Source organism: Xanthomonas sp. NCPPB 3761 (genome assembly GCF_041475705.2).
Classification (GTDB): Bacteria; Pseudomonadota; Gammaproteobacteria; order Xanthomonadales; family Xanthomonadaceae; genus Xanthomonas; species Xanthomonas phaseoli.
On the sequence record NZ_CM191262.1, the window covers coordinates 1,778,919 to 1,802,752 of the forward strand.

21 protein-coding genes are annotated in these 23,834 nt (G+C 66.1%); 9 read left to right on the forward strand and 12 right to left on the reverse strand.

All coding sequences use genetic code 11. From position 1 onward, the window contains the following. Positions 1–66: 66 nt before the first annotated feature. Positions 67–570, reverse strand: a complete 504-nt coding sequence (gene smpB / locus ACCQ00_RS07815) for an SsrA-binding protein SmpB (RefSeq protein WP_005913721.1) — start codon at positions 568–570, stop codon at positions 67–69. 60 nt (positions 571–630) lie between these two features. Between smpB and ACCQ00_RS07820 the strand changes: the two genes are divergently transcribed. Beyond that, on the forward strand, positions 631–1,062 hold the full coding sequence (locus ACCQ00_RS07820) for a type II toxin-antitoxin system RatA family toxin (protein WP_005913723.1): 432 nt from the start codon (positions 631–633) through the stop codon (positions 1,060–1,062). A gap of 1 nt (position 1,063) precedes the next feature. Next, positions 1,064–1,351, forward strand: a complete 288-nt coding sequence (locus ACCQ00_RS07825) for an RnfH family protein (RefSeq protein WP_039570448.1) — start codon at positions 1,064–1,066, stop codon at positions 1,349–1,351. 264 nt (positions 1,352–1,615) lie between these two features. On the opposite strand, the gene ACCQ00_RS07830 is transcribed toward ACCQ00_RS07825, so the two are convergent. Further along, a complete protein-coding gene (locus ACCQ00_RS07830) occupies positions 1,616–2,011 on the reverse strand; it encodes an outer membrane protein assembly factor BamE (RefSeq protein ID WP_039570451.1) in 396 nt (131 codons plus the stop codon). Positions 2,012–2,115: 104 nt separating this feature from the next. On the opposite strand from ACCQ00_RS07830, the gene fur reads away from it, so the two are divergent. After that, on the forward strand, positions 2,116–2,526 hold the full coding sequence (gene fur / locus ACCQ00_RS07835) for a ferric iron uptake transcriptional regulator (RefSeq protein WP_005988392.1): 411 nt from the start codon (positions 2,116–2,118) through the stop codon (positions 2,524–2,526). Between the two features lie 674 nt (positions 2,527–3,200). On the opposite strand, the gene recN is transcribed toward fur, so the two are convergent. Further along, positions 3,201–4,865: a DNA repair protein RecN gene (gene recN, locus ACCQ00_RS07840; protein ID WP_039570454.1), complete on the reverse strand. Its 1,665-nt coding sequence runs from the start codon at positions 4,863–4,865 to the stop codon at positions 3,201–3,203. A 137-nt stretch (positions 4,866–5,002) separates the two neighbouring features. On the opposite strand from recN, the gene hrcA reads away from it, so the two are divergent. The 6 genes from hrcA (at position 5,003) to ACCQ00_RS07870 (ending at position 12,547) form a co-directional block, all read left to right on the forward strand. Beyond that, positions 5,003–6,034: a heat-inducible transcriptional repressor HrcA gene (gene hrcA / locus ACCQ00_RS07845; protein ID WP_039570458.1), complete on the forward strand. Its 1,032-nt coding sequence runs from the start codon at positions 5,003–5,005 to the stop codon at positions 6,032–6,034. Between the two features lie 100 nt (positions 6,035–6,134). Next, the gene (gene grpE / locus ACCQ00_RS07850; RefSeq protein WP_003483633.1) at positions 6,135–6,653 is read left to right on the forward strand and encodes a nucleotide exchange factor GrpE; all 519 of its coding nucleotides are present in this window, start codon (positions 6,135–6,137) and stop codon (positions 6,651–6,653) included. A 141-nt stretch (positions 6,654–6,794) separates the two neighbouring features. After that, on the forward strand, positions 6,795–8,720 hold the full coding sequence (gene dnaK, locus ACCQ00_RS07855; RefSeq protein ID WP_017156778.1) for a molecular chaperone DnaK: 1,926 nt from the start codon (positions 6,795–6,797) through the stop codon (positions 8,718–8,720). A 159-nt stretch (positions 8,721–8,879) separates the two neighbouring features. Further along, positions 8,880–10,007 (forward strand): molecular chaperone DnaJ, encoded by a 1,128-nt coding sequence (dnaJ, locus tag ACCQ00_RS07860; protein WP_017156779.1) that lies wholly within the window; start codon positions 8,880–8,882, stop codon positions 10,005–10,007. A gap of 513 nt (positions 10,008–10,520) precedes the next feature. Further along, on the forward strand, positions 10,521–11,429 hold the full coding sequence (gene pdxY / locus ACCQ00_RS07865) for a pyridoxal kinase (RefSeq protein WP_039569034.1): 909 nt from the start codon (positions 10,521–10,523) through the stop codon (positions 11,427–11,429). Continuing rightward, entirely contained in the window at positions 11,426–12,547 is a 1,122-nt protein-coding gene (locus ACCQ00_RS07870) for a prephenate dehydrogenase (RefSeq protein WP_039569036.1), read from the forward strand. Before pdxY ends, ACCQ00_RS07870 begins: the two co-directional genes overlap by 4 nt. 279 nt (positions 12,548–12,826) lie before the next feature. On the opposite strand, the gene ACCQ00_RS07875 is transcribed toward ACCQ00_RS07870, so the two are convergent. The 9 genes from ACCQ00_RS07875 to lpdA all read right to left on the reverse strand — a co-directional run bounded on the left by ACCQ00_RS07875 (position 12,827) and on the right by lpdA (position 23,732). Further along, positions 12,827–13,021 (reverse strand): hypothetical protein, encoded by a 195-nt coding sequence (locus ACCQ00_RS07875; protein WP_008577231.1) that lies wholly within the window; start codon positions 13,019–13,021, stop codon positions 12,827–12,829. Positions 13,022–13,464: 443 nt separating this feature from the next. Further along, the gene (locus ACCQ00_RS07880) at positions 13,465–14,868 is read right to left on the reverse strand and encodes a TolC family protein (RefSeq protein ID WP_039569039.1); all 1,404 of its coding nucleotides are present in this window, start codon (positions 14,866–14,868) and stop codon (positions 13,465–13,467) included. After that, entirely contained in the window at positions 14,865–15,950 is a 1,086-nt protein-coding gene (locus ACCQ00_RS07885; protein ID WP_017156783.1) for an efflux RND transporter periplasmic adaptor subunit, read from the reverse strand. Before ACCQ00_RS07885 ends, ACCQ00_RS07880 begins: the two co-directional genes overlap by 4 nt. Beyond that, a complete protein-coding gene (locus ACCQ00_RS07890) occupies positions 15,934–17,622 on the reverse strand; it encodes an ABC transporter transmembrane domain-containing protein (RefSeq protein ID WP_017156784.1) in 1,689 nt (562 codons plus the stop codon). The genes ACCQ00_RS07885 and ACCQ00_RS07890 overlap by 17 nt, the downstream gene beginning before the upstream one ends. Before the next feature lie 89 nt (positions 17,623–17,711). Continuing rightward, positions 17,712–18,611 (reverse strand): hydrogen peroxide-inducible genes activator, encoded by a 900-nt coding sequence (locus ACCQ00_RS07895; protein ID WP_039569043.1) that lies wholly within the window; start codon positions 18,609–18,611, stop codon positions 17,712–17,714. Between the two features lie 241 nt (positions 18,612–18,852). Beyond that, complete coding sequence (locus tag ACCQ00_RS07900; RefSeq protein WP_039569046.1) at positions 18,853–20,622, reverse strand: ABC transporter transmembrane domain-containing protein; 1,770 nt, start codon at positions 20,620–20,622, stop codon at positions 18,853–18,855. Next, positions 20,619–21,221 (reverse strand): IMPACT family protein, encoded by a 603-nt coding sequence (locus ACCQ00_RS07905; RefSeq protein WP_039569049.1) that lies wholly within the window; start codon positions 21,219–21,221, stop codon positions 20,619–20,621. The genes ACCQ00_RS07900 and ACCQ00_RS07905 overlap by 4 nt, the downstream gene beginning before the upstream one ends. Before the next feature lie 267 nt (positions 21,222–21,488). Continuing rightward, positions 21,489–22,082 carry an LOG family protein gene (locus ACCQ00_RS07910; protein WP_039569051.1) on the reverse strand — a complete coding sequence of 198 codons (594 nt, stop codon included), beginning with the start codon at positions 22,080–22,082 and terminating at the stop codon, positions 21,489–21,491. A gap of 213 nt (positions 22,083–22,295) precedes the next feature. Then, on the reverse strand, positions 22,296–23,732 hold the full coding sequence (gene lpdA / locus ACCQ00_RS07915) for a dihydrolipoyl dehydrogenase (RefSeq protein WP_039569054.1): 1,437 nt from the start codon (positions 23,730–23,732) through the stop codon (positions 22,296–22,298). Positions 23,733–23,834 lie beyond the last annotated feature (102 nt).

A 23,834-nucleotide genomic window follows, 5' to 3' on the forward strand; every position in this document is an offset into this window, starting at 1 on the left:
CAGTGCTAAAAGCCACGCAAAACCGCTGTAGCCAATCCCTAATCCCGAATCCCAAATCCCGGCCCCTCAGGCATCACGATTATGCCGCCGCATTACGCGCTGCTTGTCGCGCTGCCAGTCGCGGTCCTTGGCGGCGTCGCGCTTGTCGTGATTCTGCTTGCCCTTGGCGAGGGCGATTTCCAGCTTGACCTTGTTGCTGCTCCAGTACAGCGCGGTGGGCACCAGGGTGTAGCCTTCGCGCTCCACGCGGGTGAGCACCTTGTCGATCTCGGCCCGGTGCAGCAGCAGTTTGCGGTCGCGCCGTTCCACAGGCACCGTGTGGGTGGAGGCCTGGATCAGCGGCGTGATCTGTGCGCCGATCAGGTAGATTTCGCCCGAGCGCACATAGGCATAGCCGTCGACGATGTTGGCGCGTCCGGCGCGGATCGCCTTGACCTCCCAGCCCTGCAGTGCCAGGCCGGCTTCGTAGCGTTCTTCCAGGTGGTATTCGTGGCGCGCACGTTTGTTCAACGCGATGGTTTTCGTGGCCTTCGCGCCGTTTGCTTTATCCTTGGTCTGTTTCTTGCTCATCCGCCCATTGTCGCCGATTCGGTGTCGTCAAACGATCTTCCGTCTTTCACAAGTTAGCGAATGCCTACCATCCGTCGCAGCGCCCTGGTCGAACACAGCGCCACCCGCATGTTCGATCTGGTCAATGATGTCGCCGCCTACCCGCGCCGTTTCGGCTGGTGCGACGCTGCCAATGTGCTTGAGCAGGACCAGGCGCACATCGTGGCGCGCCTGGATTTGGGGCTGGGGTCGTTCCGCACCTGGTTCACCACCGAGAACATCCTCGAGCGCCCGGAGCGCATCGTCATGCACCTGCGCGATGGCCCGTTCAAGCGCCTGGAAGGCCTGTGGGAGTTCCAGGCGCTGGGCGAGGGCGCCTGCAAGGTGAGTCTGACCCTGGAGGTCGAAACCAGCTCGCGACTGTTGGGCCCGGCGCTGGCGCTGGGGTTTCAGGGCTTGGCCGACCGCATGGTCAACGACTTCGTGCGCGTCGCCGACCGCGGCGACGTTTAGGGTGCGCGCCGGCATGCGTATCGAGGTCGTGCTGGCCTGGCCGGATCGCTACAGCTCGGTGCAACTGGAATTGCCGCAGGGCGCAACGGTGGCCGAAGCCGTCGCCACGTCCGGTCTGGCGTTGGAGCAGGCCCCTGCCGCGCATGCGGTGCACGGACTGATCGCGCGACCGGAGCAGGTATTGCGCGATGGCGACCGGGTCGAATTGCTGAGGCCGCTATTGCTGGACCCGAAGGAGGCGCGGCGGCGGCGTGCCGGACCAAGCAAAAGAGCAGGCTCAAATCGCTAGCGATTCCCGGCGCTGCGAAGCAGGTCAGGTCGCTGCAAAGCCGGCGCTGCTGGCCGTTGTCTCGCAAATCAGATGTGTTCGATGAGTCGAACGAGCGCGCTTGGACCTACGACATGCCAGACAAGGCGCGATGGATCGGTCCTGGCGGCAGCCCTGCGAGGTCACTGAAGCGCCCTCTTGGCATCAGGCAAACGAAAAACGCATCCGTTCGAAGGGATGCGTTTTGGTCCGATCAGACGATCACGACACCGTCGAGCAGCGGTATCAACGGCCGCGTTGCTTCTTCTTGTCGCGTGCCAGGTTGCGGCCGAACTGCTTGGGTGCGGCTTTGGCCAGCTGCTCGTCCTGCGACGGAAAATAGTCGCCTTCCCAGCGCGCGACCTGTTCGTTCTCGAAGAAGACCGTGAAACTCTTGATCTCGGTACGCGCCAGGCGGTCCACGCGCTGCGTGGAGGTGTAGTCCCAGCGCTGGGCATGGAACGGGTCGGGGATCGAGGGCGTGCCCAGCAACGCGCTGACCTGCTGCTTGCTCTGGCCTACCTGCAGTTGCTCCACGGCGTTCTGTTTGATCAGATTGCCCTGGTAGATCGGCTGCTTGTAGATGATGCCGCAGCCAGCGGTGGAAAGAGCAATGGCGGCGACCAGCAGGAGATTACGCATCGGGGATTAAGTGCTGAGGAAATCACGCCGATGATACACTTCCGCCGGTCGCCGCGACCCGTTTGATGGCAGCTGGCGCTAAATCGCCAATGAACGGAGAACGTATGGAAACCCACGACCTGCGCAAAGTCGGGCTCAAGGTGACCCATCCGCGCATGCGGATCCTGGAATTGCTCGAACAGAAGAGCAACCAGCATCACCTCAGCGCAGAAGACATCTATCGCCAACTGCTCGACCACGGCGATGAGATCGGGCTGGCCACGGTGTACCGGGTGCTGACCCAGTTCGAGGCGGCCGGCTTGGTGCTGAAGCACAATTTCGAAGGCGGGCAGGCCGTCTACGAGCTGGATCGAGGCGGTCACCACGACCATATGGTCGACGTGGATACCGGTCATGTGATCGAGTTCGAGAGCGAGGAGATCGAGGCGCTGCAGCGCCAGATCGCCGCCAAGCACGGCTACGAACTGGAAGAGCACTCGCTGGTGCTGTACGTGCGCAAGAAGCGTCCGCGCTGAGTTCGGTGTCTGTGGAGATGTAACGACGGGGCGGCTTCGGCCGCCTTGTGCGTGCTGGGGCGTGTCGGTGGGTTTGCTGCTGGCCTATGCCCCATCCGCCCTTCGGGCACCTTCCCCCGCAGGCGGGGGAAGGGAGCGGTTGGTGGTCGGTTGCAGTGCAACCGACAGATTCAGTGCAACCGACAGATGCGGTGCAACCGACAGCTCACGCGTAGCCAGGCATCGCTCCTCCCGCTGGCGGGAGAAGGTGGCGCGCAGCGCCGGATGAGGGAAGATACCGTTGCGTCCGTTGCGCTTGTCGCGCCTGTCTTGGTCGCGTCGCGGAGGGCTCGCCCCCATCCGCCCTTCGGGCACCTTCCCCCGCAGGCGGGGGGAAGGGAGCAGGTGGTGGTCGGTTGCAGTGAAATCGATAGATGCAGCGCAACCGATAGATCACGCGCAGCCAGGAATCGCTTCTCCCGCTGGCGGGAGACGGTGGCGCGCAGCGCCGGATGCGGGGAAACACCGTTTGCGCCTGTTGCGCCTGTCGTGGTCGCGTCGCGGAGAAGTCACCCCCATCCGCCCTTCGGGCACCTTCCCCCGCAGGCGGGGGAAGGGAGCCTTGTCAGCCGGGAAGGGAGACTCGTGAGCGGGGGAGGGAACGGGGACTCTGAATTTGCGAGCGCTCGACGCGATCAGGCGCTCTGCAATAGCTTGCGAGCCGCTGCGCGTGCTTCCTTGCTCACTTCCACGCCGCCCAGCATCCGCGCCAGCTCTTCCTGGCGGGCCTGCGGGCCGAGCAGTTCGACCGCGCTTTGGGTCATGCCGTCCACCGGCGCCTTGCTGACCCGGTAATGCGCGTGGCCCTTGGCGGCGACCTGCGGCAGGTGGGTGACGCACAGCACCTGGCGCTCTTCGCCCAGCGCGCGCAGTTTCTGCCCGACGATGTCGGCCACCGCGCCGCCGATGCCCGAATCCACTTCGTCGAACACCATGGTGGGTACGCTGTCCAGGCCCAGTGCGGCCACTTCGATGGCCAGCGAAATGCGCGACAGCTCGCCGCCGGAGGCGACCTTGCGCAACGCACGCGGGGGTTGCCCGGCGTTGGCGGCGACCAGGAATTCCACCCGTTCGGCGCCATTGGGATCGGGGCGGGCGCCCTCGTGCGGCTGCAGCTGGATCAGGAACTGCCCGCCGCCCATGCCCAACTCGCCGATCAGCGCGGTGGTGGCGGCCGACAACGCCTCGGCGGCGGTGGTGCGGCTGTCGCTGAGCGCACCGGCCGCACTGCGCCAGGCGCCCGTGGCGGTTTCGATGTGCTTGTCGAGCTGCTGCAGGCGCTCATCGGCGCCGCGCAGGCTCTCGACCTCGGCAGCCAGATGATCGCGATGCGCGGCCAGCTCGTCAGGCGTGACGCGGTGTTTGCGCGCCAGGTCGTGCAGACGGCCAAGGCGGCGCTCCATCGCCTCGAATTGGGCCGGGTCGGCCTCCAGGTCGTCGCGCACGCGGTCGAGCAGGGCCAGCGCTTCCTCGATCTGGATGACGGCGCTGTCCAGCAGCGCGTCGACCTCGCCCAGGCGCGGTTCGTGCTCGGCCACGCGCGACAAATCGTGGCGGCTGTCCTGCAACAGGCCCAGGGCGCTGGCGCCGTCGTCGCCATTGAGCTGCTGGGCGACGCTGTCGCAGGCGCCGATCAGCGCGGTGGCGTGGGCCTGGCGACGGTGATTGACGTCCAGTGCGGCAATCGCGGCCGGGTCCAGGTCCTCGCGCTCCAGTTCGGCCAGTTGGTGCTCCAGGAAGCCGATCCGGTCGGAGACATCGCCCTGCGCCGACAGCGCATCGCGCTCGTCCAGCAGCGCCTGCCAGCGCTGGCTGGCCTGGCGCACCTGCTCGCGCTGGGCGCTGTTGCGGGCATAGGCATCGAGCAGGGCGAGCTGGCTGTGCCGGGCCATCAGCGCCTGGTGCTCGTGCTGGCCGTGGATTTCCACCAGCTTGGAGGCCAGTTCGGCCAGCTGCGAGGAGGTGACCGGGCGGCCGTTGATCCACGCGCGCGAGCCACCGTCGGCGCGGATGATCCGGCGCAGCTGGCATTGCGCCTCGTCGTCGAGTTCGTTGTCGGCCAGCCAGCCCAGGCCGGGATGCTCGGCTGGCAGCTGGAATTCGGCCGACAGTTCGGCGCGCTCGGCGCCATGACGGACCACGCCGCTGTCGGCGCGCAGGCCGGACAGAAAGCCCAGCGCGTCCACCATCAGCGACTTGCCGGCGCCTGTTTCGCCCGAGACCACGGTCATTCCCGGCCCGAATTCCAGTTCGGTGGCACGGACAACGGCGAAATCCTTGATCGAGAGGTGTCTGAGCATGAGGTCGAGTGTGAACGCTTTGGGGAAGCTTAGGGTGGCAGGGGCAAACGGGGAATCGGATGCTTGCCATCCCCGGGGCCAGACATTATCTATGCGCTGTCTCACCGGATGATCCCATGCGCGCGTCCCAGTCCCCAATGCTCGACCCCCGCGCCCGTCAGTTGCTGCGCACACTGATTGCGCGCTACATCCGCGACGGCGAGCCGGTGGGCTCCAAGACGCTGGCCCAGCATGCGGGCCTGGACGTCAGTCCGGCCACCATCCGCAATATCCTCGCCGACCTGGAGGACGTCGGCCTGCTCAGCTCCCCGCATACCTCGGCCGGACGCGTGCCGACCGCGCATGGCTACCGGGTGTTCGTCGACAGCCTGGTGCAGATGCAGCCGCCCGGCGAAGAGGAAGTACGCCGCCTGCGCGCGGAGCTGGCCAGCGGCAACGGCACGCAATCGTTGCTGGGCAGCGCCTCGCAGATGCTGTCGGCGATGAGCCACTTCGTCGGCGTGGTCAGCGCGCCGCGCCGCGAGCAGTTCGCGTTCCGGCATATCGATTTCGTGGCGCTGGATGCGCGCCGCGTGCTGGCGATCCTGGTGTTTGCCGACAACGAGGTGCAGAACCGGGTGATCGAGCCGCGGCGCGCCTACGAGCCTGTCGAGCTGGAACGGGTGGCCAATTACCTCAATGCGCAGTTCGCCGGGCGCGCGCTGGCCGACATCCGCGCCTGCCTGCTGCGCGAGCTGCGCATGGCCAAGAGCGAGATGGAACAACTGCTGGCGCACAGCGTGGACCTGGCCAGCGAGGCGCTGGTGCCGGCCGATGCCGACGACATGGTGATGGCCGGGCAGACCCGGCTGATGGGCGTGCAGGATCTGTCGGACCTGGATCGCCTGCGCGAACTGTTCGAGGTTTTCGCTAGCAAGCGCGAGATCCTGCAACTGCTCGAACGCACCATCCAGGCCCCGGGCGTACGCATCTTCATCGGCGAGGAAACCGGCATGGTGTCGCTGGAAGACGTCTCGCTGGTCACTGCACCTTACGCCGCCAATGGCCAGGTGCTGGGCGTGCTGGGGGTGATCGGGCCCAAACGCATGGCCTACGACCGGCTGATTCCACTGGTGCAGACCGCCGCCGACGTCCTGGGTGCGGCCATGGAGTCGCCCGGTACGCGATAACCGGCATCGATCGGCGCGATCGTGTTTGCTTGAAACGCGCGCAGGCGCCCATATACGGGGTGACGTTGGGGCGGGCGTTCCGCCTGCCCGGGAACTGCATATGAACCAAGACCACCCCGAATTCGACTCCGAAGACCTGTCCCAGAATCCACCCGAGACCGATCCGCTCAAGGCCGAGATCGAATCGCTGCGCAGCGAGATCGCCCTGGTCAAGGCCGACGCCTTGCGCGAGCGCGCCGACCTGGAAAACCAGCGCAAGCGCATCGCCCGCGACGTGGAAAACGCGCGCAAGTTCGCCAACGAGAAGCTGCTGGGCGAGCTGCTGCCGGTGTTCGATAGCCTGGACGCGGGACTCACCGCCGCCGGTACCGAGCCCAGCCCGCTGCGCGATGGCCTGGACATGACCTACAAGCAATTGCTCAAGGTGGCCGCAGACAACGGCCTGACCCTGCTCGATCCGGTCGGCCAGCCGTTCAACCCGGACCAGCACCAGGCGATCAGCCAGGGCGAGGCCGAGGGCGTCGCGCCGGGCCATGTGGTGCAGGTGTTCCAGAAGGGCTACCTGCTCAACGACCGCTTGCTGCGCCCGGCCCTGGTGGTCGTGGCCAAGCACGACTGACCCGCAGCGCCGGCTGAACTGCCAGGCGCAGGCATGAAACACAGATGTGCGCCGGTGGCTTGAACACCTGCGCACCACCCCCACATCTCAGCCAGACCCGGCGTCGCCGGACACAGCTAAAGACTCATCAGGAGCGTATCCATGGGCAAGATCATTGGTATTGACCTCGGCACCACGAACTCGTGCGTGTCGATCATGGACGGCGGCAAGGCCCGCGTCATCGAAAACTCCGAGGGCGATCGCACCACGCCTTCGATCGTCGCCTACACCAAGGACGGCGAAGTGCTGGTCGGTGCCTCGGCCAAGCGCCAGGCGGTGACCAACCCGAAGAACACCTTCTACGCGGTGAAGCGCCTGATCGGCCGCAAGTTCACCGACGGCGAAGTGCAGAAGGACATCTCGCACGTGCCGTACGGCATCCTGGCGCACGACAACGGCGACGCCTGGGTGCAGACCAGCGATGCCAAGCGCATGGCGCCGCAGGAAATCTCCGCGCGCGTGCTGGAAAAGATGAAGAAGACCGCCGAAGACTTCCTCGGCGAGAAGGTCACCGAGGCGGTGATCACCGTGCCGGCGTACTTCAACGACAGCCAGCGCCAGGCCACCAAGGATGCCGGCCGCATCGCCGGTCTGGACGTCAAGCGCATCATCAACGAGCCGACCGCCGCAGCCCTGGCCTATGGCCTGGACAAGAACGGCGGCGACCGCAAGATCGCCGTGTACGATCTGGGCGGCGGTACCTTCGACGTCTCGATCATCGAAATCGCCGAAGTCGATGGCGAAAAGCAGTTCGAGGTGCTGGCCACCAACGGCGACACCTTCCTGGGCGGCGAAGACTTCGACAACCGCGTCATCGAGTACTTGGTCGATGAGTTCAACAAGGACCAGGGCATCGACCTGCGCAAGGATCCGCTGGCCCTGCAGCGCCTGAAGGACGCGGCAGAGCGCGCCAAGATCGAGTTGTCGTCCAGCCAGCAGACCGAAGTGAACCTGCCGTACGTCACCGCCGATGCCTCGGGCCCGAAGCACCTCAACATCAAGTTGACCCGTGCCAAGCTCGAAGCGCTGGTGGAAGACCTGGTCAAGAAGTCGATCGAGCCGTGCCGCACCGCGTTGAACGACGCCGGCCTGCGCGCCAGCGACATCAACGAGGTGATCCTGGTCGGCGGTCAGACCCGCATGCCGAAGGTGCAGCAGGCGGTGGCCGATTTCTTCGGCAAGGAACCGCGCAAGGACGTCAACCCGGACGAAGCGGTGGCCGTGGGCGCCGCGATCCAGGGCGGCGTGCTGGCTGGCGACGTCAAGGACGTGCTGCTGCTGGACGTGACCCCGCTGTCGCTGGGTATCGAAACCATGGGCGGCGTGTTCACCAAGATCATCGAAAAGAACACCACCATCCCGACCAAGGCTTCGCAGACCTTCTCCACTGCCGAAGACAACCAGTCGGCCGTGACCGTGCATGTGTTGCAGGGTGAGCGCGAGCAGGCCCGCTTCAACAAGTCGCTGGCCAAGTTCGACCTGTCCGGCATCGAGCCGGCCCCGCGCGGCATGCCGCAGGTGGAAGTGTCCTTCGACATCGACGCTAACGGCATCCTGCACGTCTCGGCCAAGGACAAGAAGACCAACAAGGAACAGAAGGTCGAGATCAAGGCCGGTTCGGGCCTGTCGGATGAAGAGATCCAGCGCATGGTCGCCGACGCGGAAGCCAACCGCGAAGAAGACAAGAAGTTCCAGGAGCTGGTGCAGGCCCGCAACCAGGCCGACGGTCTGATCCACGCCACCCGGACTGCGATCACCGAGCATGGCAGCAAGGTCGGCGGCGATGTGATCGGCAAGGTGGAAGCGGCGCTGTCGGATCTGGAAACCGCCATGAAGGGCGACGACAAGGCGCAGATCGAAGCACGCACCAAGACGCTGGAAGAAGCCGGCCAGTCGTTGTACGCAGCCGCTGCGGCAGCAGAGCAAGGCGGCAGCGCAGATGCGGCCAGCGGCAACGCCCAGGCCTCCAAGGCTGCCGACGACGTGGTGGACGCCGAGTTCACCGAGGTCAAGGACGACAAGAAGTAAGCCGTGATTTGGGAGTCGGGAGTGGGGATTGGCAAGCTCTAAAGCGCGCCTTCCCCATCCCGATATCCTTTACGCGTCGCGTCGCCAGGGCGGACCAGCACACGCTGTCCGCTTTTGCGTTTCAACGAATCTCAAATCACGAATCCCGAATCCCGGCTTATGAGCAAACGCGATTACTACGAAGTGCTGGGCGTTGCCCGTGGCGCCAGCGACGAGGAGCTGAAGAAGGCGTACCGGCGCTGTGCGATGAAGCACCACCCGGACCGCAATCCTGGCGATGCGGCTGCCGAAGCGGCGTTCAAGGAATGCAAGGAAGCCTACGAAGTGCTGTCCGATGGCAATAAGCGGCGCGCCTACGACGCGCACGGCCATGCGGCGTTCGAGCACGGCATGGGCGGTGGGGGCGGGCCGGGTGGCCCGGACATGGGAGATATCTTTGGCGATATCTTCGGCAATATTTTCGGCGGTGGCGCCGCCGGTCCGCGCGCTGCGCGACGTGGTGCCGACGTCGGTTACGTGCTGGAACTGGATCTGGAAGAAGCCGTTGCCGGCATCGAGCGCCGCATCGAGATTCCCACGCTGGTCGAATGCACGCCTTGCCACGGCAGCGGTTCGGAAGACGGCAAGGTCGAGACCTGCGGCACCTGCCATGGGCGCGGCCAGGTCCGCATCCAGCGCGGCATCTTCGCCATGCAGCAGAGCTGCCCGCATTGCGACGGCCGCGGCACGCTGATCCAGAACCCCTGCAAGACCTGCCACGGCGCCGGTCGCGTGGAAGAAGACAAGGTACTGTCGATCAAGGTGCCCGCCGGCGTGGATACTGGCGACCGGATTCGTTTGGCAGGCGAGGGCGAGGCCGGTCCGGCCGGCACGCCGCCGGGCGATCTGTATGTGGAAGTGCGCGTGCGCGAGCATGCGATCTTCCAGCGCGACGGCGACGATCTGCATTGCGAGGTGCCGATCCGTATTTCGCAGGCCGCACTCGGCGATACCGTCCGCGTGGCGACCCTGGGCGGCGAAGCGGAGATCCGCATCCCGGCCGAGACCCAGACCGGCAAGCTGTTCCGCCTGCGCGGCAAGGGCGTGCGTTCGGTGCGTAGCCGCAGCGAGGGCGATCTGTATTGCCGCGTGGTGGTGGAAACGCCGGTGAATCTCACCGCCGATCAGCGCGAACTGCTGCAGCAGTTCGAAGCCACGTTCACCGGTGAGGATGCACGCAAGCATTCGCCCAAGTCGGCCACCTTCATCGATGGCGTCAAGGGGTTTTGGGATCGGATGACGTCCTGACCCAGGCGGCGTGATGTCACGATGGCCCGGCGTGCGGCTTGCTGCACGTCGGGCTTTTTTTGGTTTTCCCGGCAGGTCGCACGCGACGTGGCCGATGTGCGACGACGCTGCAGATGCAACGCGATGTGCGCGTGAGAATGGCCGGTCGGCGCATGCTTTTCAGCAACGCCTCGGGGTGGGATTTCCAGGGGCGTGCACGCGCATGGCACCTGCGTTTGAAGCATCGTCAGTGCCTTCAGACGCCACGCTGCTGCCCGCAATGCGGGCCAAAGCCATCCCGATCGTGCATTCGGGCCCTTGGATTGCAGCATCGTCGATGCGCCTCCGCGTCTGACCTTGTGCAACGACGGTGTTGCCGATCGTGCTGCACTGGCGGCTTTGAGTCTCTGGCCTTGGTGTAGGTGACCGAATGCGCGTGTTCAACAGTGCCGTGCCGGCGACATCGTTCATCCACGACATCCTTGCAAGGTTGCGCGGATAATCGGTGCCATCCTTTCCAGCACGGCCGCCCGCATGAGCGATGCAACCGACAGCCACCTCGTCCATGGTCGCCGCCAGCGTCCGGACGGCCCTTCGCCGATCGATGTGATTTCGGTGCAATCGCAATTGGTCTATGGCCATGCCGGCAACAGCGCTGCGGTACCGCCGCTGCGCGCGCTGGGACTGCGTGTGGCCGAAGTGCCCACCACGCTGCTGAGCAACGCGCCGTTCTACGCCACCCTGCGCGGGCGCATCCTGCCGGCCGACTGGTTGGCGGATTTGTTGCTGGGCGCCACCGAACGCGGCTTGCCACAGCGTGCACGCATGCTGGTGTCCGGCTATTTCGGAAGCCTGGCCAACGGCGAAACCTTCGCCGACTGGTTGGCGCAGACCTTGCCGCAGGCCCAGCAGCTGCGCTACTGCCTGGACCCGGTGATTGGTGACACGCACACCGGCCCGTATGTGGAACCCGGGCTGGAGCGCGTGTTCGCCGAGCGCTTGCTGCCGCACGCCTGGCTGGTGACGCCCAACGCATTCGAGTTGGGGCGGTTGACCGGCTTGCCGAGCCTGCAGCAGGACGATGCCATTGCTGCCGGGCGCGCTTTGCTGGCGCGTGGGCCGCAATGGGTCCTTGCACATAGCGTGGCCGGTGCTGCGGGCGAGCTGGTGACCCTGGCAGTCAGCGATGCGGCGGTGTATCGCTGGGCCAGCCCGCACCTGCCGGTCGATGTGGCAGGCACCGGCGATGTGCTGATGGCCTTGCTGATTGGCTTCTTGTTGCGCGATGTGCCGTTCGAGCAGGCGGTGGGGCACGCGCTCAGCGGAGTGCATAGCGCGCTGGAAGCGACCCTGGCTGCGGGATTCGAGGAGTTCGACGTGCTGGCCGCGGCGCCGGCCGCACTTGCCGCGACGCCACGATTTGCCGTCGAGCGATTGGCATGATCGCGCAGCCGGTAGTCGGCATCGTCGGCATCGCCGGTGCGTATGGGCGTTGGCTGGCGCAGTTCCTGCGCACGCGCATGCAGCTGGAAGTGATCGGGTTCGATCCGGCCGACAGCGGCAGCATGGACGAAGCCACACTGGCGCAGCGTGCGGACGTACTGATCTTCGCCGCTCCGATTCGCCATACCGCCGCATTGATCGAACGGTATGTGGAACTCGCCGGCGCGCGCGCTGCAGCGCAGCTGTGGCTGGATGTCACCTCGATCAAACAGGCGCCGGTTGCCGCAATGCTGACCTCGCAGGCGGACGTGGTCGGCCTGCATCCGATGACTGCACCGCCAAAATCGCCGACCTTGAAGGGGCGCGTGATGGTGGTCTGCGAAGCGCGGCTGCGGCACTGGTCGGCCTGGGTGCAGGCCTTGTGCAGCGCGCTGCAGGCCGAATGCGTGTACGCCACGCCGGAGCACCACGACCGCGTGATGGCGCTGGTGCAGGCGATGGTGCATGCCACTCACCTGGCGCAGGCCGGCACCCTGCGCGACTACGCACCGCTGCTGGGCGAGCTGCGCGCGCTGATGCCGTATCGCTCGGCATCGTTCGAGCTGGATACCGCGGTGATCGCGCGCATTCTTTCGCTCAATCCCTCGATCTACGAGGACATCCAGTTCGGCAACCCGTACGTGGGCGAGATGCTCGACCGCTTGCTGCAGCAATTGCAGCAGCTGCGTGCGCTGGTGGCGCAGGGCGACGATGCCGCGCGTGCGCAGTTCCGCACTCAATTCCTGCACGACAACGCGCAAGCCTTGCAGCACGACGCGCTTGCAGCAGGCAATTACACCTACGAGCGCGTGGGCTACCTGCTGGCCGATCTCACCGAGCCGTTGACACTGAGCGTGTACCTGCCCGAGGACCAGCCCGGCTCGTTGCGCGCCTTGCTGCATGTGTTCGAGCGGCATGGAGTGAACCTGTCCTCGATCCACTCATCGCGCACGCCAATGGGCGAGTTGCATTTCCGTATCGGCTTCGAGGTGGCAAGCGATCGTGCCGCATTGGCGCAAGCAGCAAGCGAGATCGATCGCAGCGGGATCGGTCGGGTGCTGGAGCGTTCCAGTGGCTAGTGGCGCGACCAAGCCCGCCCATCGCGATCGATTTCATCCACACAGGGTGTGGATGAAACTTGCACAAGCGTGTGGATAACTGCGCCTAGCCCTTGCAGCGCAAGGGCCAGGTAGTGGGTGGTCAAAAATTGACCAGTGCCGCCTGAGTCAGCTAACTACATGACGGCGCCAGCTTCCGACCGCCGCCGTGCCACGAGTCGACACTTCTAATACGTCCTGATTCTTCGTGCGCCGCCCAGGGCTGCAAGGCGACCACGCGCGCAGGGTTGGCTGCCGTTCCTAGAGCGCGGAAAGGCGCAGCTCGCCGCCGTCGGTGACGAAGCGCTGCCCCTGACGTTGCAGATGTCGGCCGTCGGGAAGCTCGTAACGCGGCGCCGACTGTGGGTTTGCGCGCGGTTGTTGCTCGTCGCGAAATTCGATGATGACGTAGGGCTCGCCATCTGCACCGATTGCGGGAAATTGCCGGAAAGACATACGCACCTCCGAAAGTTCCTAAGGTTGCAGTGCAGAGTTCGATGGATCCGCACGCCCGGCGTCGAGCCGGTATGGCGAGCATGCGCACGCGAGTGTTACCCAGATGTCGTGATGCAGTGAGGTCTGCAAGATCTGGTGGTTGAGCTCGTCAGGCGAGGTGGCGATCGTGTCTGGCCGCTCCGACAAGCGGCTGGGTACGCGTGCGTTGCATGGGCGGCTGCCGCGATGGAGCAGACAGCTGCAGTCTCGGGCTCGACAAGGCTTCAGGCACGCTGAAACGTCGCTGGGCACAGCAGCCAGCAACCTTCGTGGCGGTTGAATGCGTCCGTCGCGTAGGCTTCGCTTGCACCCAACGGATGCCACGCTGCAGCATCGCGAAGTCACATGCACAACGGCGCGATGGCTGCGGCATCACCGCGTCCGCCCGACACACAGCCACCCCGTCAACGGCTCAGTTGCAACGCATCCCGGTCGGCGGTGGCCGCCGCCAGTTCGGCACGCGCGGAGGCGATGCGCGCCTGCGCATCGATCAGGCGTACGCGTGCGTCGTTGGCGGTCTCCTCGCGCTGGTTGACCAGGAAAAAGTCACCCGAGCCCAGCTCGAAGCGCCGCCGCTCGGCCGCGGCCAGGCGGTCTGCCAGGCCGCGTTCCTCATCGGCGATCTTGGCCAGCCGTTCGGCGGCATTGAGCGAGATGACGATCGATTCCACTTCGATCGAAATCTGGTCGCGCAGAAAACGGCTGCGCTGATCCAGCGCTTCGATCTCGGCGCGCGCTTCGGCCACGCGGCCCCTGGCGGCGCGGTTTTCCAGCGGCACGCTGAAACGGAAGCCGATGATGGCGTCGGTCAGCGACCGGTTCGGGCCGCCGACGCCGGGCGGGCCCAGATCCTTGCTGACTTCCACGCTGACATCCAGGCGCGGTTTGAGATCATTCTGGGCCAGCATCAGCCGTGCGGTGGCCTGGTCGATGCGGGTCAGCACGGCGCGGTAATCCGGGCGCTCCACCGGCGCGGTGATCTTGCTGGCGCCGGCCAGTCCTTCCAGCGCCGTGGTGTCGGCCGGCAGGCGTTCGGCGGACACGATCAGCGGCATGCCGGCGTCGTCGCGCAAATACAGCGACAAGGCGTTGGCCGCATTGGCGAAGTCCTGTTCCGAGCGCACTACCAAGGCGCGACGACGCACCAGATTCTGGTCGTTTTCGGTCAGCAGGATGGTGGGGCGCGCACCAAGCGTGACCTGGCGCGAAATCGCATTGCGGCGTTGCTCGGCCAGTTGCAGCAGCTCGTTGTAGGCGCGCAACTTCAGCCCGGCGGCGACCCAGTTCTGGTACGCATCCACGGCGCGCCGCTGCACGCCGATGGCCACCATTTCCGCCTCGTACTTGGCCACATCGATATCGGTGCTGGCGATACTGCGCTTGGTGCGGCGTTCGTCGATCACGCGGTCGCGCAGCAGCGCGTACAGCGCGCCGACCTTCACTTCGCCGCCGCGATCGGTATAGGACTTGTCCTCGTAGATCGGGAAGGAGCCACGCGAGGAGCGGTAGCCACCGTAGTAATAGCCGCCGTTCTCTTCGAACGGCCGCTTGACCCCGGTTTCGATCGTGCTGCCGTCGTAATAGCCGGCCTCGCGCGAACGGCCTTCAATGTCGAACACCGTGTCGAAGGCGCCATCGGCCGAGATACCCTTGCCTTCGGCCTGGCGCACCTTCGCCAGCGCTTCGACGATCTGCGGTGCGGAGCGTGCCGACGACTGCAGTACCTCATCCAGCGTCAGTGCAGCGGTCTGGGCGAGTGCCGCAGCGGGGCAGAGTGCGATCAACAGGACGACAAGACGGCCGATCATTTCTTGCCCGTCGCTTCGTCTTCGGACTTGGGTGCGGCCGGCTTGGCCTTGCTCTCTTCCTGCGTGGTCGCAGCCGGGCGCCGGCCGAATTCCAGCGGGAAGTTGTTGAGCTGGCGCCACAGTTCGTAGCCGACCTTGACCGTTTCGCCCTGCACCCAGCCGCGCACCTTGCCGCCCTGGCGGGCGAATTCCTGCGCCGGCCATGCCGGCTTGCCCGGCATCGGCTCCACCAGGATGCGGAACAGCCCATCGGGCGCGGCATTGGGGTCGATGGCGCGCACCCGGCCGTCGAACATGCCGTGCGCCACCGACGGCCAACCGCTGAACTGGATCGCCGGCCAGCCTTCGAACTCCAGCCGCACCGGGCGGCCGGGGCGGATCAGCGGCACGTCGCGGCCGTCGATGTACAGCTCGACCGCGCGTTCCACCCGTTCCGGCGCGATCACCGCCAGCACGGTGCCCGGCGAGACCATGGCGCTGCCGCTGGCGGCATTGAGCTGCTGCACGCGGCCGTCGCGCGGGGCGCGCACCAGCTGCGCAGACTGGCGATTCAACTGAATGTCGATGCGGGTCAGCTTGGCGCGCGATTCGGCCAGCTTGGCATCGGCTTCGGCCACCTTGATCTGGGTCAGCTCGTAGTCGCGGCGGCCGGCCAGGCCTTCGGCCAGCAATTGCCTGCTGCGCGCCACATCGATGCTGGCCACCGCACGCGACTGCTGGATGGCGGCGATTTCCGCCTGCGCCTGCGCGCGTTCGCTGGCCAGGCGGGTGAGCAGGTCCGGGTCCAGGTCGCCGACACGCGCGATCGGGTCGCCCTTGGACACATGCTGGCCGTCATGCACGTACCAGCGTTCGACGCGGCCCGGCACGAAGGCGGTGACCGGCTGCTGGCGGTCGCTGGGATCCAGCGACACGACCTGGCCCTTGCCGCTGGCGGTCTGCACCCACGGCGCCAGTGCCAGGATCGCCGCAGCGATGCCGATGCCGATCAGCAGCATCCAGGCCACCGCCTTGGCGATGCTGGGCGGACGCATCGCCGCCAGGGTGGGGAAGTGCGCCAGGCGATCAGGAGCGTGCGGCATGCGACACCTCCTGCGTGGATGCGATCAGCTCGGCACGCGTGGCGTAGCGTTGCTGGCGCTCCGGCTCCAGCCGGAACCAGCCATCCAGGGTGATGTCCTCCGGCCGCCCGGTGCACAGCAGCACCGTGGTTCCTGCATCCTTCAAGCGTCGCAGAACCTGGGTCAGGCGCTCGGCCGGGATCAGGTCGTACAGCTGCGACAGCATCAATACGCGCGGGCGCACCAGCAGTGCATTGGCCAGCTTCAGCGCCATGACCTCGCCAATCCACAGCGGGAAGCCGGACGCGGCAAGCCGGGTGTCCAGGCCTTGCGGCAACGCGGCGATGCGCGCGCGCAGGCCCACCGCATCGATGGCTTGCAGCATCGCTTCGGAGGTCACGTCGGCCGAGGCCATTGCCAGGTATTCGCGAATGGTGACTTCCACGATGGTCGGGCGGTCGAGCACGGTGACTTCCGAACGCAGCAGGTACATATCGAAGGTGGCCATGTCCGCGCCACCGACCATCACCAGCCCGCGGTCGGGAACGACGTGGCGCTTGAGCACCATGGCCAGCAGGCGCTCGGCACCGCCATCGGCCAGCGTGACCAGCTGCTCGCCGGCTTCCAGCGCGAAATCAAAACGCGCGCCCTCGATCACCACCCCGTCCAGGCGGACCCCGCTATTGCGCGGCGCCTCGCCGGCGGCAAGCACCGGGCGCTCCTGGGGGATGGCGTACAGCAGCGACAATTCCTCCGCGCTGGCCACCAGGTCGTAGAACGTGTCCAGGTAGCTGCCCAGCTGTGCAATGCCGTAGAACACCGCGCTCAGGATCAGTTCGGCTGCCACCAGCTGGCCGATCGACAGCTCGCCGCGCAGGATCAGGCTGCCGCCCAGCGCCAGCAGCGCCGCGCTGGCCACCGCATAGGTGAGCAGGAAGGCCAGCGTCTGGGTGAAGGTGTAGCGGAAGTGGCGCCGATGCCGGTCGACATAGTCGGCGGTCACCTTTTCCGAGCGATCCATCGCGAAGTTGAGATGGCGGCTGGATTTGTAGAACCCGTTGGAGCCGCCGACGCTTTCCAGCCAATGCGCGGCGTTGTGCTTGGCCTGGCTCAGTTCGACCGCCGAGCGGATCGAGCCGCGCGACCAGATCATCCAGATCGAGAAGATGGTCAGCAGCAGCAGCGCGTTGAAGCCGAGGAAGAACGGGTGATAGAAGCTGGTGACGATCAGGCCGACCGCCGACTGCAGCACGATGGTGAACGCACCGACCGCCAGGCTGGGCACTGCTTTCTGCACCACCACCAGATCGAAGTAGCGGTTGAAGACATCGCCGCGGTTCTGGTCGGCGAAGAACGGGTTCTGCGCGTGCACCGCACGCACGGTGATCTCCGCCACCACGCGTGCGAACAGGCGACGTTCGAACAGCGCCATCACCCACACCCGCATCGCGCTCAGTGCCGCCACCAGCAGCAGCAGGCCCAGCAACAGCCCGGACAAGGTCCACAGCGGCGTGGGCAGCGCGGTGTTGGCAACGCTGTTGATCAGCAACTGCACCGAGATCGGCGTGGCCAGCGACAGCAGGCTGATCGCAACGCCGTACACCAGGGTCAGGCGCACATACGGCATGTCCGGGCCGACAACTTCCGTCAGCCAGCTCGCCGCTTCCCGCCATCCAATCCGCTTGGCCGCCATTCGATATCCGTTGATGAGTTCAGTGAAGCATTGACGAGTTGCCGGCCCGCAAACAAGGCCGAAGCGCTTATGTGCCGCATAGGATTTTCCTATGCAGCCACCGCGCGCAGCAGATCGGCGATCAAGCCGAAGGCCGGTGCGCGACCGGCGCCCTGGCGCCAGAGCAGACCGATCTCCCTATAGTAGCGCCCGCCTTTGACCGGCCGAACCACCACGTCGTCGCCTTCGCGGATTTCCTGGCGCACGTACAGGTCCGGAAGCAAGGCAAGACCCATGCCCATGCCGGCCATCTGGCGGATCGCGTCCAGGCTGGTGCCTTCGTAATCGCGCAAGACATTGGCGCCCACCTCCATGGCGATCGCGGCAACCTGTTCTGCCAGTCGGTATTCCGGCATCAAGGTCAGCAAGTTGGCGCCGCGCAGGTCGGCCGGGGTGATGCAGGCCTTGGTGCGCAGCGGATGATCGGCAGCCATGGTCACATGCAGCAGTTCGCGAAACAGCCGCTCGCTGTGCAGGCCGCGGCCGGCTACCGGCAGTTGCGCGAGGACCAGGTCGTGCGTGCCGTTGCTCAGGTCGGCGGCGAGGTCGGTTGGCAGGCCTTCGCGCACATGCACGCGCAGGGCCGGATGCTCGCGATGCAGGCGTGCCACCAGGCTGGGCATCAGATAGGCGCCGAGCGTGGGCGAGACGCCGAGGCGGATGGTGCCGATCAAGGTATCGGCGGCGGTGGCGCGGACCTCTTCCAGATCGGTGACATCGAGCAGGATGCTGCGTGCGCGGTCGAGCAGCTCGCGACCGAGCGGGGTCAGGATTGCCTGCGCGCCGCGCTCGAACAGTGGCGCGCCGATGATCGCTTCCAATGCGCGGATCTGTTGCGACAACGATGGCTGCGAGACGCCCATCTGCTCGGCGGCACGGGTAAAGCTGCCGGTATCGGCCAGCGCGACGAAATAGCTCAGCTGGCGAAGAGTGGTTTTGGGGCGGGGCATGGGGTCACATCGGATTGCGTGGGAGCGCACGGCCGGCGTGGCCGGTGAGACAAGACGGGCCACGTGCGGCGGGCAAGTGCAGCGGCAGCGCGTCCGGCGAGGGTGGGCGAGCCGCGGTCACCGCAGTGTACGAGCGGCGCAGGCCGATGCCGAGCGAAGGCCGCGCCCGTCTCGCGGCGAGCGCAGGCGTTTCGCTGGTTGCGCCAGGTGCCATCGCTGGCACGACGGCGCCTGGCGGCGCTCATTGGTCGATGAACTGCAGCCGCGCCAGCTCCGCATACAGACCGCCTTCGGCGATCAACTGCGCATGCGTACCCTGCGCAACGATGCGCCCGGCATCCATCACCACGATGCGGTCGGCCTTGAGCACGGTGGCCAGGCGGTGCGCGATCACCAGCGTGGTGCGGCCTTGCATCAGTCGCTCCAGCGCCTGCTGCACGGCGCGCTCGCTTTGCGCATCGAGCGCGCTGGTGGCTTCGTCCAGCAGCAGGATCGGCGCGTCCTTGAGCAGCGCACGTGCAATCGCCACGCGTTGCTGCTGGCCGCCGGACAGGCGCGTGCCGCGCTCACCCAGTTCGCTGGCGTAGCCCTGGGGCAGGGCGCGGATGAACACATCGGCTTCGGCCGCCGCCGCCGCCGCTTCCACCTCGGCGTCGCTGGCCTGCAGGCGCCCGTAGCGGATGTTGTCGGCGGCGCTGGCGGCAAACAACGTGGGTTGCTGCGGTACCAGCGCGATGTGCTCGCGCAACAGGACCGGGTCGACCTCGCGCAGGTCGATGTCGTCGATACGCACCTTGCCGCTGTCCGGGTCGTGGAAGCGCAGCAGCATCGACAGCACCGTGCTCTTGCCCGCACCGGACGGACCCACCAGCGCCACGGTTTCGCCGGGGCTGACATGCAGGTCGAACCCGTCCAGCGCCGGCGCGTCCGGGCGTTGCGGGTAATGGAAGACCACCCGGTCGAAATGGATCGCGCCGCGCAGCGGCTGCGGCAAGGCCTGCGGCGTGGCCGGCGCCACGATCAGCGGTTGTTCGTCGAGCAATTCACTCACCCGGCCCATGCCGCCGGCGGCACGCTGCAACTCGTTCCAGACCTCGGCCAGCGCCCCGACCGAACCGCCGCCGATCATCGCGTACAACACGAACTGGCCGAGCGTGCCGGGCGTCATGCGGCCAGCAATCACATCGTGCGCGCCAAGCCACAACACCGCGACGATCGCGCCGAAGATCAGCATGATCGCCACCGCGGTCACGGTGGCCTGGGTGCGGATGCGCACCTTCGCGGTGTCGATGGCGGTCAACAGTGCCGTACTGAAACGTTGGCTTTCGTAACGCTCGCGTGCATGCGCCTGCACGGTGCGCACTGCGCCCAGGGTTTCGGCGGCCAGCGTATTGGCATCGGCCACACGGTCCTGGCTTGCGCGCGAAATCTTCTGCAGGCGGCGTGCGCCCAGCACGATCGGCAGCACTGCCAGCGGGATGCCGATCAAGGTGAAGCCGGCCAGCCGCGGGCTGGTGACGAACAGCATGACGATGCTGCCGATCACCGTGACCGAACTGCGCAAGGCCACCGACATGGTGGTGCCGATCAGCCCACGCAGCAATTCGCTGTCGGCCGACAGGCGCGACACCAATTCGCCGCTGCGGCTGCGGTCATGAAATCCGGCGTCCAGGCCGATCAGGTGCGCATACAGCCGCCCGCGCAGGTCGGCGACCACTTTTTCGCCCAGCAGTGCGACGAAATAGAAGCGCGCCGCCGTTGCCAACGCCAGCACGACCGAGACTGCGAACAGCAGCGAGAACGCCTGGTTGATCTGCGCATCGCCGGAGAAGCCTTGGTCGATCATGCGCTTGACCGCTGCGGGCAGGCTCAGCGTGGCGGCAGCGGAAATCGACAGTGCGACCAGCCAGGCGGCAAACAGGCCGCGCTGGCGTTGGACGAATGGCCACAAGGTGCGCAGGCTGCCCAGCTTCCGCAACGGGCTGGGACGTGCAGCGGCTGGCTCGGTCATGCGGCTTCCGGGGATGAGAGATGGACACGATTGCGAGTGGCGTCGCACAGGCGGGTTTTCAAGCCGGCGAGCTGATCGGCAGGCAGTTGCACGCGCAACGCTGCACCCTCGGCGTCGAAGTGTTCGTCCAGTTTGTCGGCATGGAAGGCCGCCAGCGCTGCGTGCACCAGGCCCAGATCGTCGAACCGGCACTGTACCTGCACCAGCGACAACGCGATCAATGGCTGTCGCGTTGCCAGCCGCAGGCACTCGGCCGCGGTACCGCCGTAGGCGCGCACCAGCCCGCCGGCACCGAGCTTGATGCCGCCATACCAGCGCGTGACCACCACCACCACCCGATCGAAGCCCTGGCCATCGATGGCGGCCAGGATCGGCCGGCCGGCGGTGCCGCTTGGCTCGCCGTCGTCGCTGGAACGGTAGTCCTGCCCGAACCGGTAGGCCCAGCAGTTGTGCGTCGCGTCCGGCACTGCCACGCGCTGCACGATCTCCAGCGCATGCGCGGGAGCCTCCAGTGCGACAGCATGGGCCACAAAGCGACTGTGCTTGATGTCCAGACTGTGGTGCGCATCAGCGGCGAGGGTATCGAGCATCGCCGCCATTCTATGCGAGGCGGTACGGCGGATTGCCGCAGCCATCGTGACTGCCGTTGCAAGCTGGCAACACCGCGCCGTGTACGTGCCATCGTGCTGCAGCACCTGCGCAGGGTCGCAGTGACGACGGGTGGTGCGCTCACCGTGGCATCGTGCTTGCCGACGCCGCTGCAGCGGCGACGTACGCCTGTCATTGTGGGTTGGGCGATCAGGGAGCGGCGCCTCGGCAACCCGGCCGACGCGCGGTGAGACGCCGTTTGTCTTGGCTGCCTTCGCTCACACCAGGGTGGAGCGCCGCTTCTCGTCGATCCACTTCGATGCCTGCGCCGGCGTGTAGTGCTGCATCCATTCGAGCATCTGCTCGATATCTGCGCCGTACCACAGGTCGGTGCGTTGATCTGGATGCAGGAAGCGCTCTTCCACCATGCGATCGATCATGCCGATCAGCGGCGCGTAGAAATCTTCGATATCCAGGAAGGCGCAGGGCTTGTTGCCGATGCCGAGCTGGCGCCAGGTCAGCATCTCGAAGATCTCTTCCATGGTGCCGAAGCCGCCGGGCAGGGCGACGAAGCCATCGGACAACTCGAACATGCGCATCTTGCGCTCGTGCATCGAGCCGACGATCTCCAGTTCGGTCAAGCCGCGGTGGGCCACTTCCCAGTCCGCCAGTTGCTTGGGGATCACGCCCGTGACCTGGCCGCCGGCAGCGAGGACGGCGTTGGCCACCGTGCCCATCAGGCCGACGTTGCCGCCGCCGTAGACCAGTCGCAGGCCTTGCTCGGAAATGCGCGTGCCCAGGGCAGTGGCGCGTTCGGCATAGGCCGGTTTGTTACCGGCGTTGGAGCCGCAATAGACGCAGATGCTTTTCATGGGATTCGGAATTGGGGATTGGGGATTCGTAAAACCGGGCGCGCTGCGTCGATGCCATCTAGAGGCCCGCCGAAATGAACGTTGCAGGATTGTTTTGACCGTGCCTGAAAAACATAACGCCGGGTTTTTAGCCCGGCGTCATGTGCTTGCCGGGAGATGATCAGGAGAGGGAGTCGTTTACGAATCCCCACGCCCGAATCCCGAATCCCGGTCTTAGTTGGCCTTGTGGATCGCGCGCTTGCTGACCGCCATGGCGGCGTCGTGGATCGCTTCGGACAGCGTCGGATGGGCGTGGCAGATGCGCGCCAGGTCGTCGGCCGAGCCGTTGAATTCCATCGTCAGCACACCTTCGTGCACCAGCTCGGACACGCCCACGCCCACCAGGTGCATACCCAGCACGCGGTCAGTTTCGGCATCGGCGATCACCTTGACGAAGCCGGCCGGCTCGCCCATGGCCACCGCGCGACCGATCGCCGCGAACGGAAAGCTGCCGGCCTTGTAGGCAACGCCTTCGGCCTTCAACTGCTGCTCGGTCTTGCCGACCCAGGCAATTTCCGGCTCGGTGTAGATGACCCACGGAATGGTGTCGAAGTTAACGTGGCCGGGCAGGCCGGCGATCAGTTCGGCCACCGCGATGCCTTCCTCGAAGCCCTTGTGCGCCAGCATCGGGCCGCGCACGCAGTCGCCGATCGCCCAGACGCCATCCACACCGGTGTGGCAATGGCCATCGACCTCGATCTGGCCGCGGTCGGTGACCTTGACCCCGGTGCCCTCGGCCAGCAGGTTCTTGGTCGCGGCCTTGCGGCCCACGGCCACCAGCAGCTTGTCCACGGTCAGGGTCTGCTCGCCGGTCGCGTCGGTGTAGCTCAGCACCACCTGCTTGGCGTCGCCGCTGCCGGTGATCTCGGTCTTGCTGACCTTGGCGCCCAGCTTGATGTCCAGGCCCTGCTTCTTGAATTCCTTCAGTGCGGTCTTGGCCACTTCGGCATCGGCCAGCGCCAGGAAGTCCGGCAGCGCTTCGAGGATGGTGACCTCGGCGCCCAGGCGCTTCCACACGCTGCCCAGCTCCAGGCCGATCACGCCAGCGCCGATCACCGCCAGGCGCTTGGGCACCGCAGTGAAGTCCAGCCCGCCGACGTTGTCGACGATGGTGTCGCCATCGAACTTGGCGAACGGCAGTTCGATCGATTCCGAACCGGCGGCCAGGATCACATTGGTGCCCTTGAGCTCGATCTCGCCGCCTTCGTGCTGGCTCACCTTGACGATGTTGCCCGGCTGCAGCTGGCCGAAACCGTAGTACGGGGTGATCTTGTTGGCTTTGAACAGCATCGCGATGCCGCCGGTGAACTGCTTCACGATCTTGTCCTTGCGGCCGATCATCGTGGGCACGTCCATCTTGGCGTCGTTGAAGCTGATGCCGTGGTCGCCGAACAGGTGACCCATGTTCCAGAACTGGCGCGAGGAATCCAGCAGCGCCTTGGACGGGATGCAGCCCACGCGCAGGCAGGTACCGCCCAGCGCCGGCTTGCCGTCCTTGCCCAGTGCCGCGTCGATGCAGGCGACCTTCATGCCCAGCTGGGCCGCGCGGATGGCGGCGTGATAACCGGCCGGGCCAGCACCGATGACGACGACGTCGAATTGTTCGCTCATTTCATTTGCTCACGGGAATGGGGAATAGGGAATGGGGAATCGCAACAGCGCATGCGCCTGTCGCGTGCCATCCAGGTCCAGGCGGGAATGGAGCGGGCGGTG

What these genes read in the sequence shown, in the direction of transcription:
- ACCQ00_RS07830 (WP_039570451.1), bottom strand. Translation starts at nt 2,011, where the DNA reads ATGCGTAATCTCCTGCTGGTCGCCGCCATTGCTCTTTCCACCGCTGGC.
- dnaK (WP_017156778.1), top strand. Translation starts at nt 6,795, where the DNA reads ATGGGCAAGATCATTGGTATTGACCTCGGCACCACGAACTCGTGCGTG.
- smpB (WP_005913721.1), bottom strand. Translation starts at nt 570, where the DNA reads ATGAGCAAGAAACAGACCAAGGATAAAGCAAACGGCGCGAAGGCCACG.
- ACCQ00_RS07885 (WP_017156783.1), bottom strand. Translation starts at nt 15,950, where the DNA reads ATGCCGCACGCTCCTGATCGCCTGGCGCACTTCCCCACCCTGGCGGCG.
- lpdA (WP_039569054.1), bottom strand. Translation starts at nt 23,732, where the DNA reads ATGAGCGAACAATTCGACGTCGTCGTCATCGGTGCTGGCCCGGCCGGT.
- fur (WP_005988392.1), top strand. Translation starts at nt 2,116, where the DNA reads ATGGAAACCCACGACCTGCGCAAAGTCGGGCTCAAGGTGACCCATCCG.
- ACCQ00_RS07870 (WP_039569036.1), top strand. Translation starts at nt 11,426, where the DNA reads ATGATCGCGCAGCCGGTAGTCGGCATCGTCGGCATCGCCGGTGCGTAT.
- ACCQ00_RS07820 (WP_005913723.1), top strand. Translation starts at nt 631, where the DNA reads ATGCCTACCATCCGTCGCAGCGCCCTGGTCGAACACAGCGCCACCCGC.
- pdxY (WP_039569034.1), top strand. Translation starts at nt 10,521, where the DNA reads ATGAGCGATGCAACCGACAGCCACCTCGTCCATGGTCGCCGCCAGCGT.
- dnaJ (WP_017156779.1), top strand. Translation starts at nt 8,880, where the DNA reads ATGAGCAAACGCGATTACTACGAAGTGCTGGGCGTTGCCCGTGGCGCC.
- ACCQ00_RS07890 (WP_017156784.1), bottom strand. Translation starts at nt 17,622, where the DNA reads ATGGCGGCCAAGCGGATTGGATGGCGGGAAGCGGCGAGCTGGCTGACG.
- grpE (WP_003483633.1), top strand. Translation starts at nt 6,135, where the DNA reads ATGAACCAAGACCACCCCGAATTCGACTCCGAAGACCTGTCCCAGAAT.
- ACCQ00_RS07895 (WP_039569043.1), bottom strand. Translation starts at nt 18,611, where the DNA reads ATGCCCCGCCCCAAAACCACTCTTCGCCAGCTGAGCTATTTCGTCGCG.
- ACCQ00_RS07910 (WP_039569051.1), bottom strand. Translation starts at nt 22,082, where the DNA reads ATGAAAAGCATCTGCGTCTATTGCGGCTCCAACGCCGGTAACAAACCG.
- ACCQ00_RS07900 (WP_039569046.1), bottom strand. Translation starts at nt 20,622, where the DNA reads ATGACCGAGCCAGCCGCTGCACGTCCCAGCCCGTTGCGGAAGCTGGGC.
- recN (WP_039570454.1), bottom strand. Translation starts at nt 4,865, where the DNA reads ATGCTCAGACACCTCTCGATCAAGGATTTCGCCGTTGTCCGTGCCACC.
- hrcA (WP_039570458.1), top strand. Translation starts at nt 5,003, where the DNA reads ATGCTCGACCCCCGCGCCCGTCAGTTGCTGCGCACACTGATTGCGCGC.
- ACCQ00_RS07875 (WP_008577231.1), bottom strand. Translation starts at nt 13,021, where the DNA reads ATGTCTTTCCGGCAATTTCCCGCAATCGGTGCAGATGGCGAGCCCTAC.
- ACCQ00_RS07905 (WP_039569049.1), bottom strand. Translation starts at nt 21,221, where the DNA reads ATGGCGGCGATGCTCGATACCCTCGCCGCTGATGCGCACCACAGTCTG.
- ACCQ00_RS07880 (WP_039569039.1), bottom strand. Translation starts at nt 14,868, where the DNA reads ATGATCGGCCGTCTTGTCGTCCTGTTGATCGCACTCTGCCCCGCTGCG.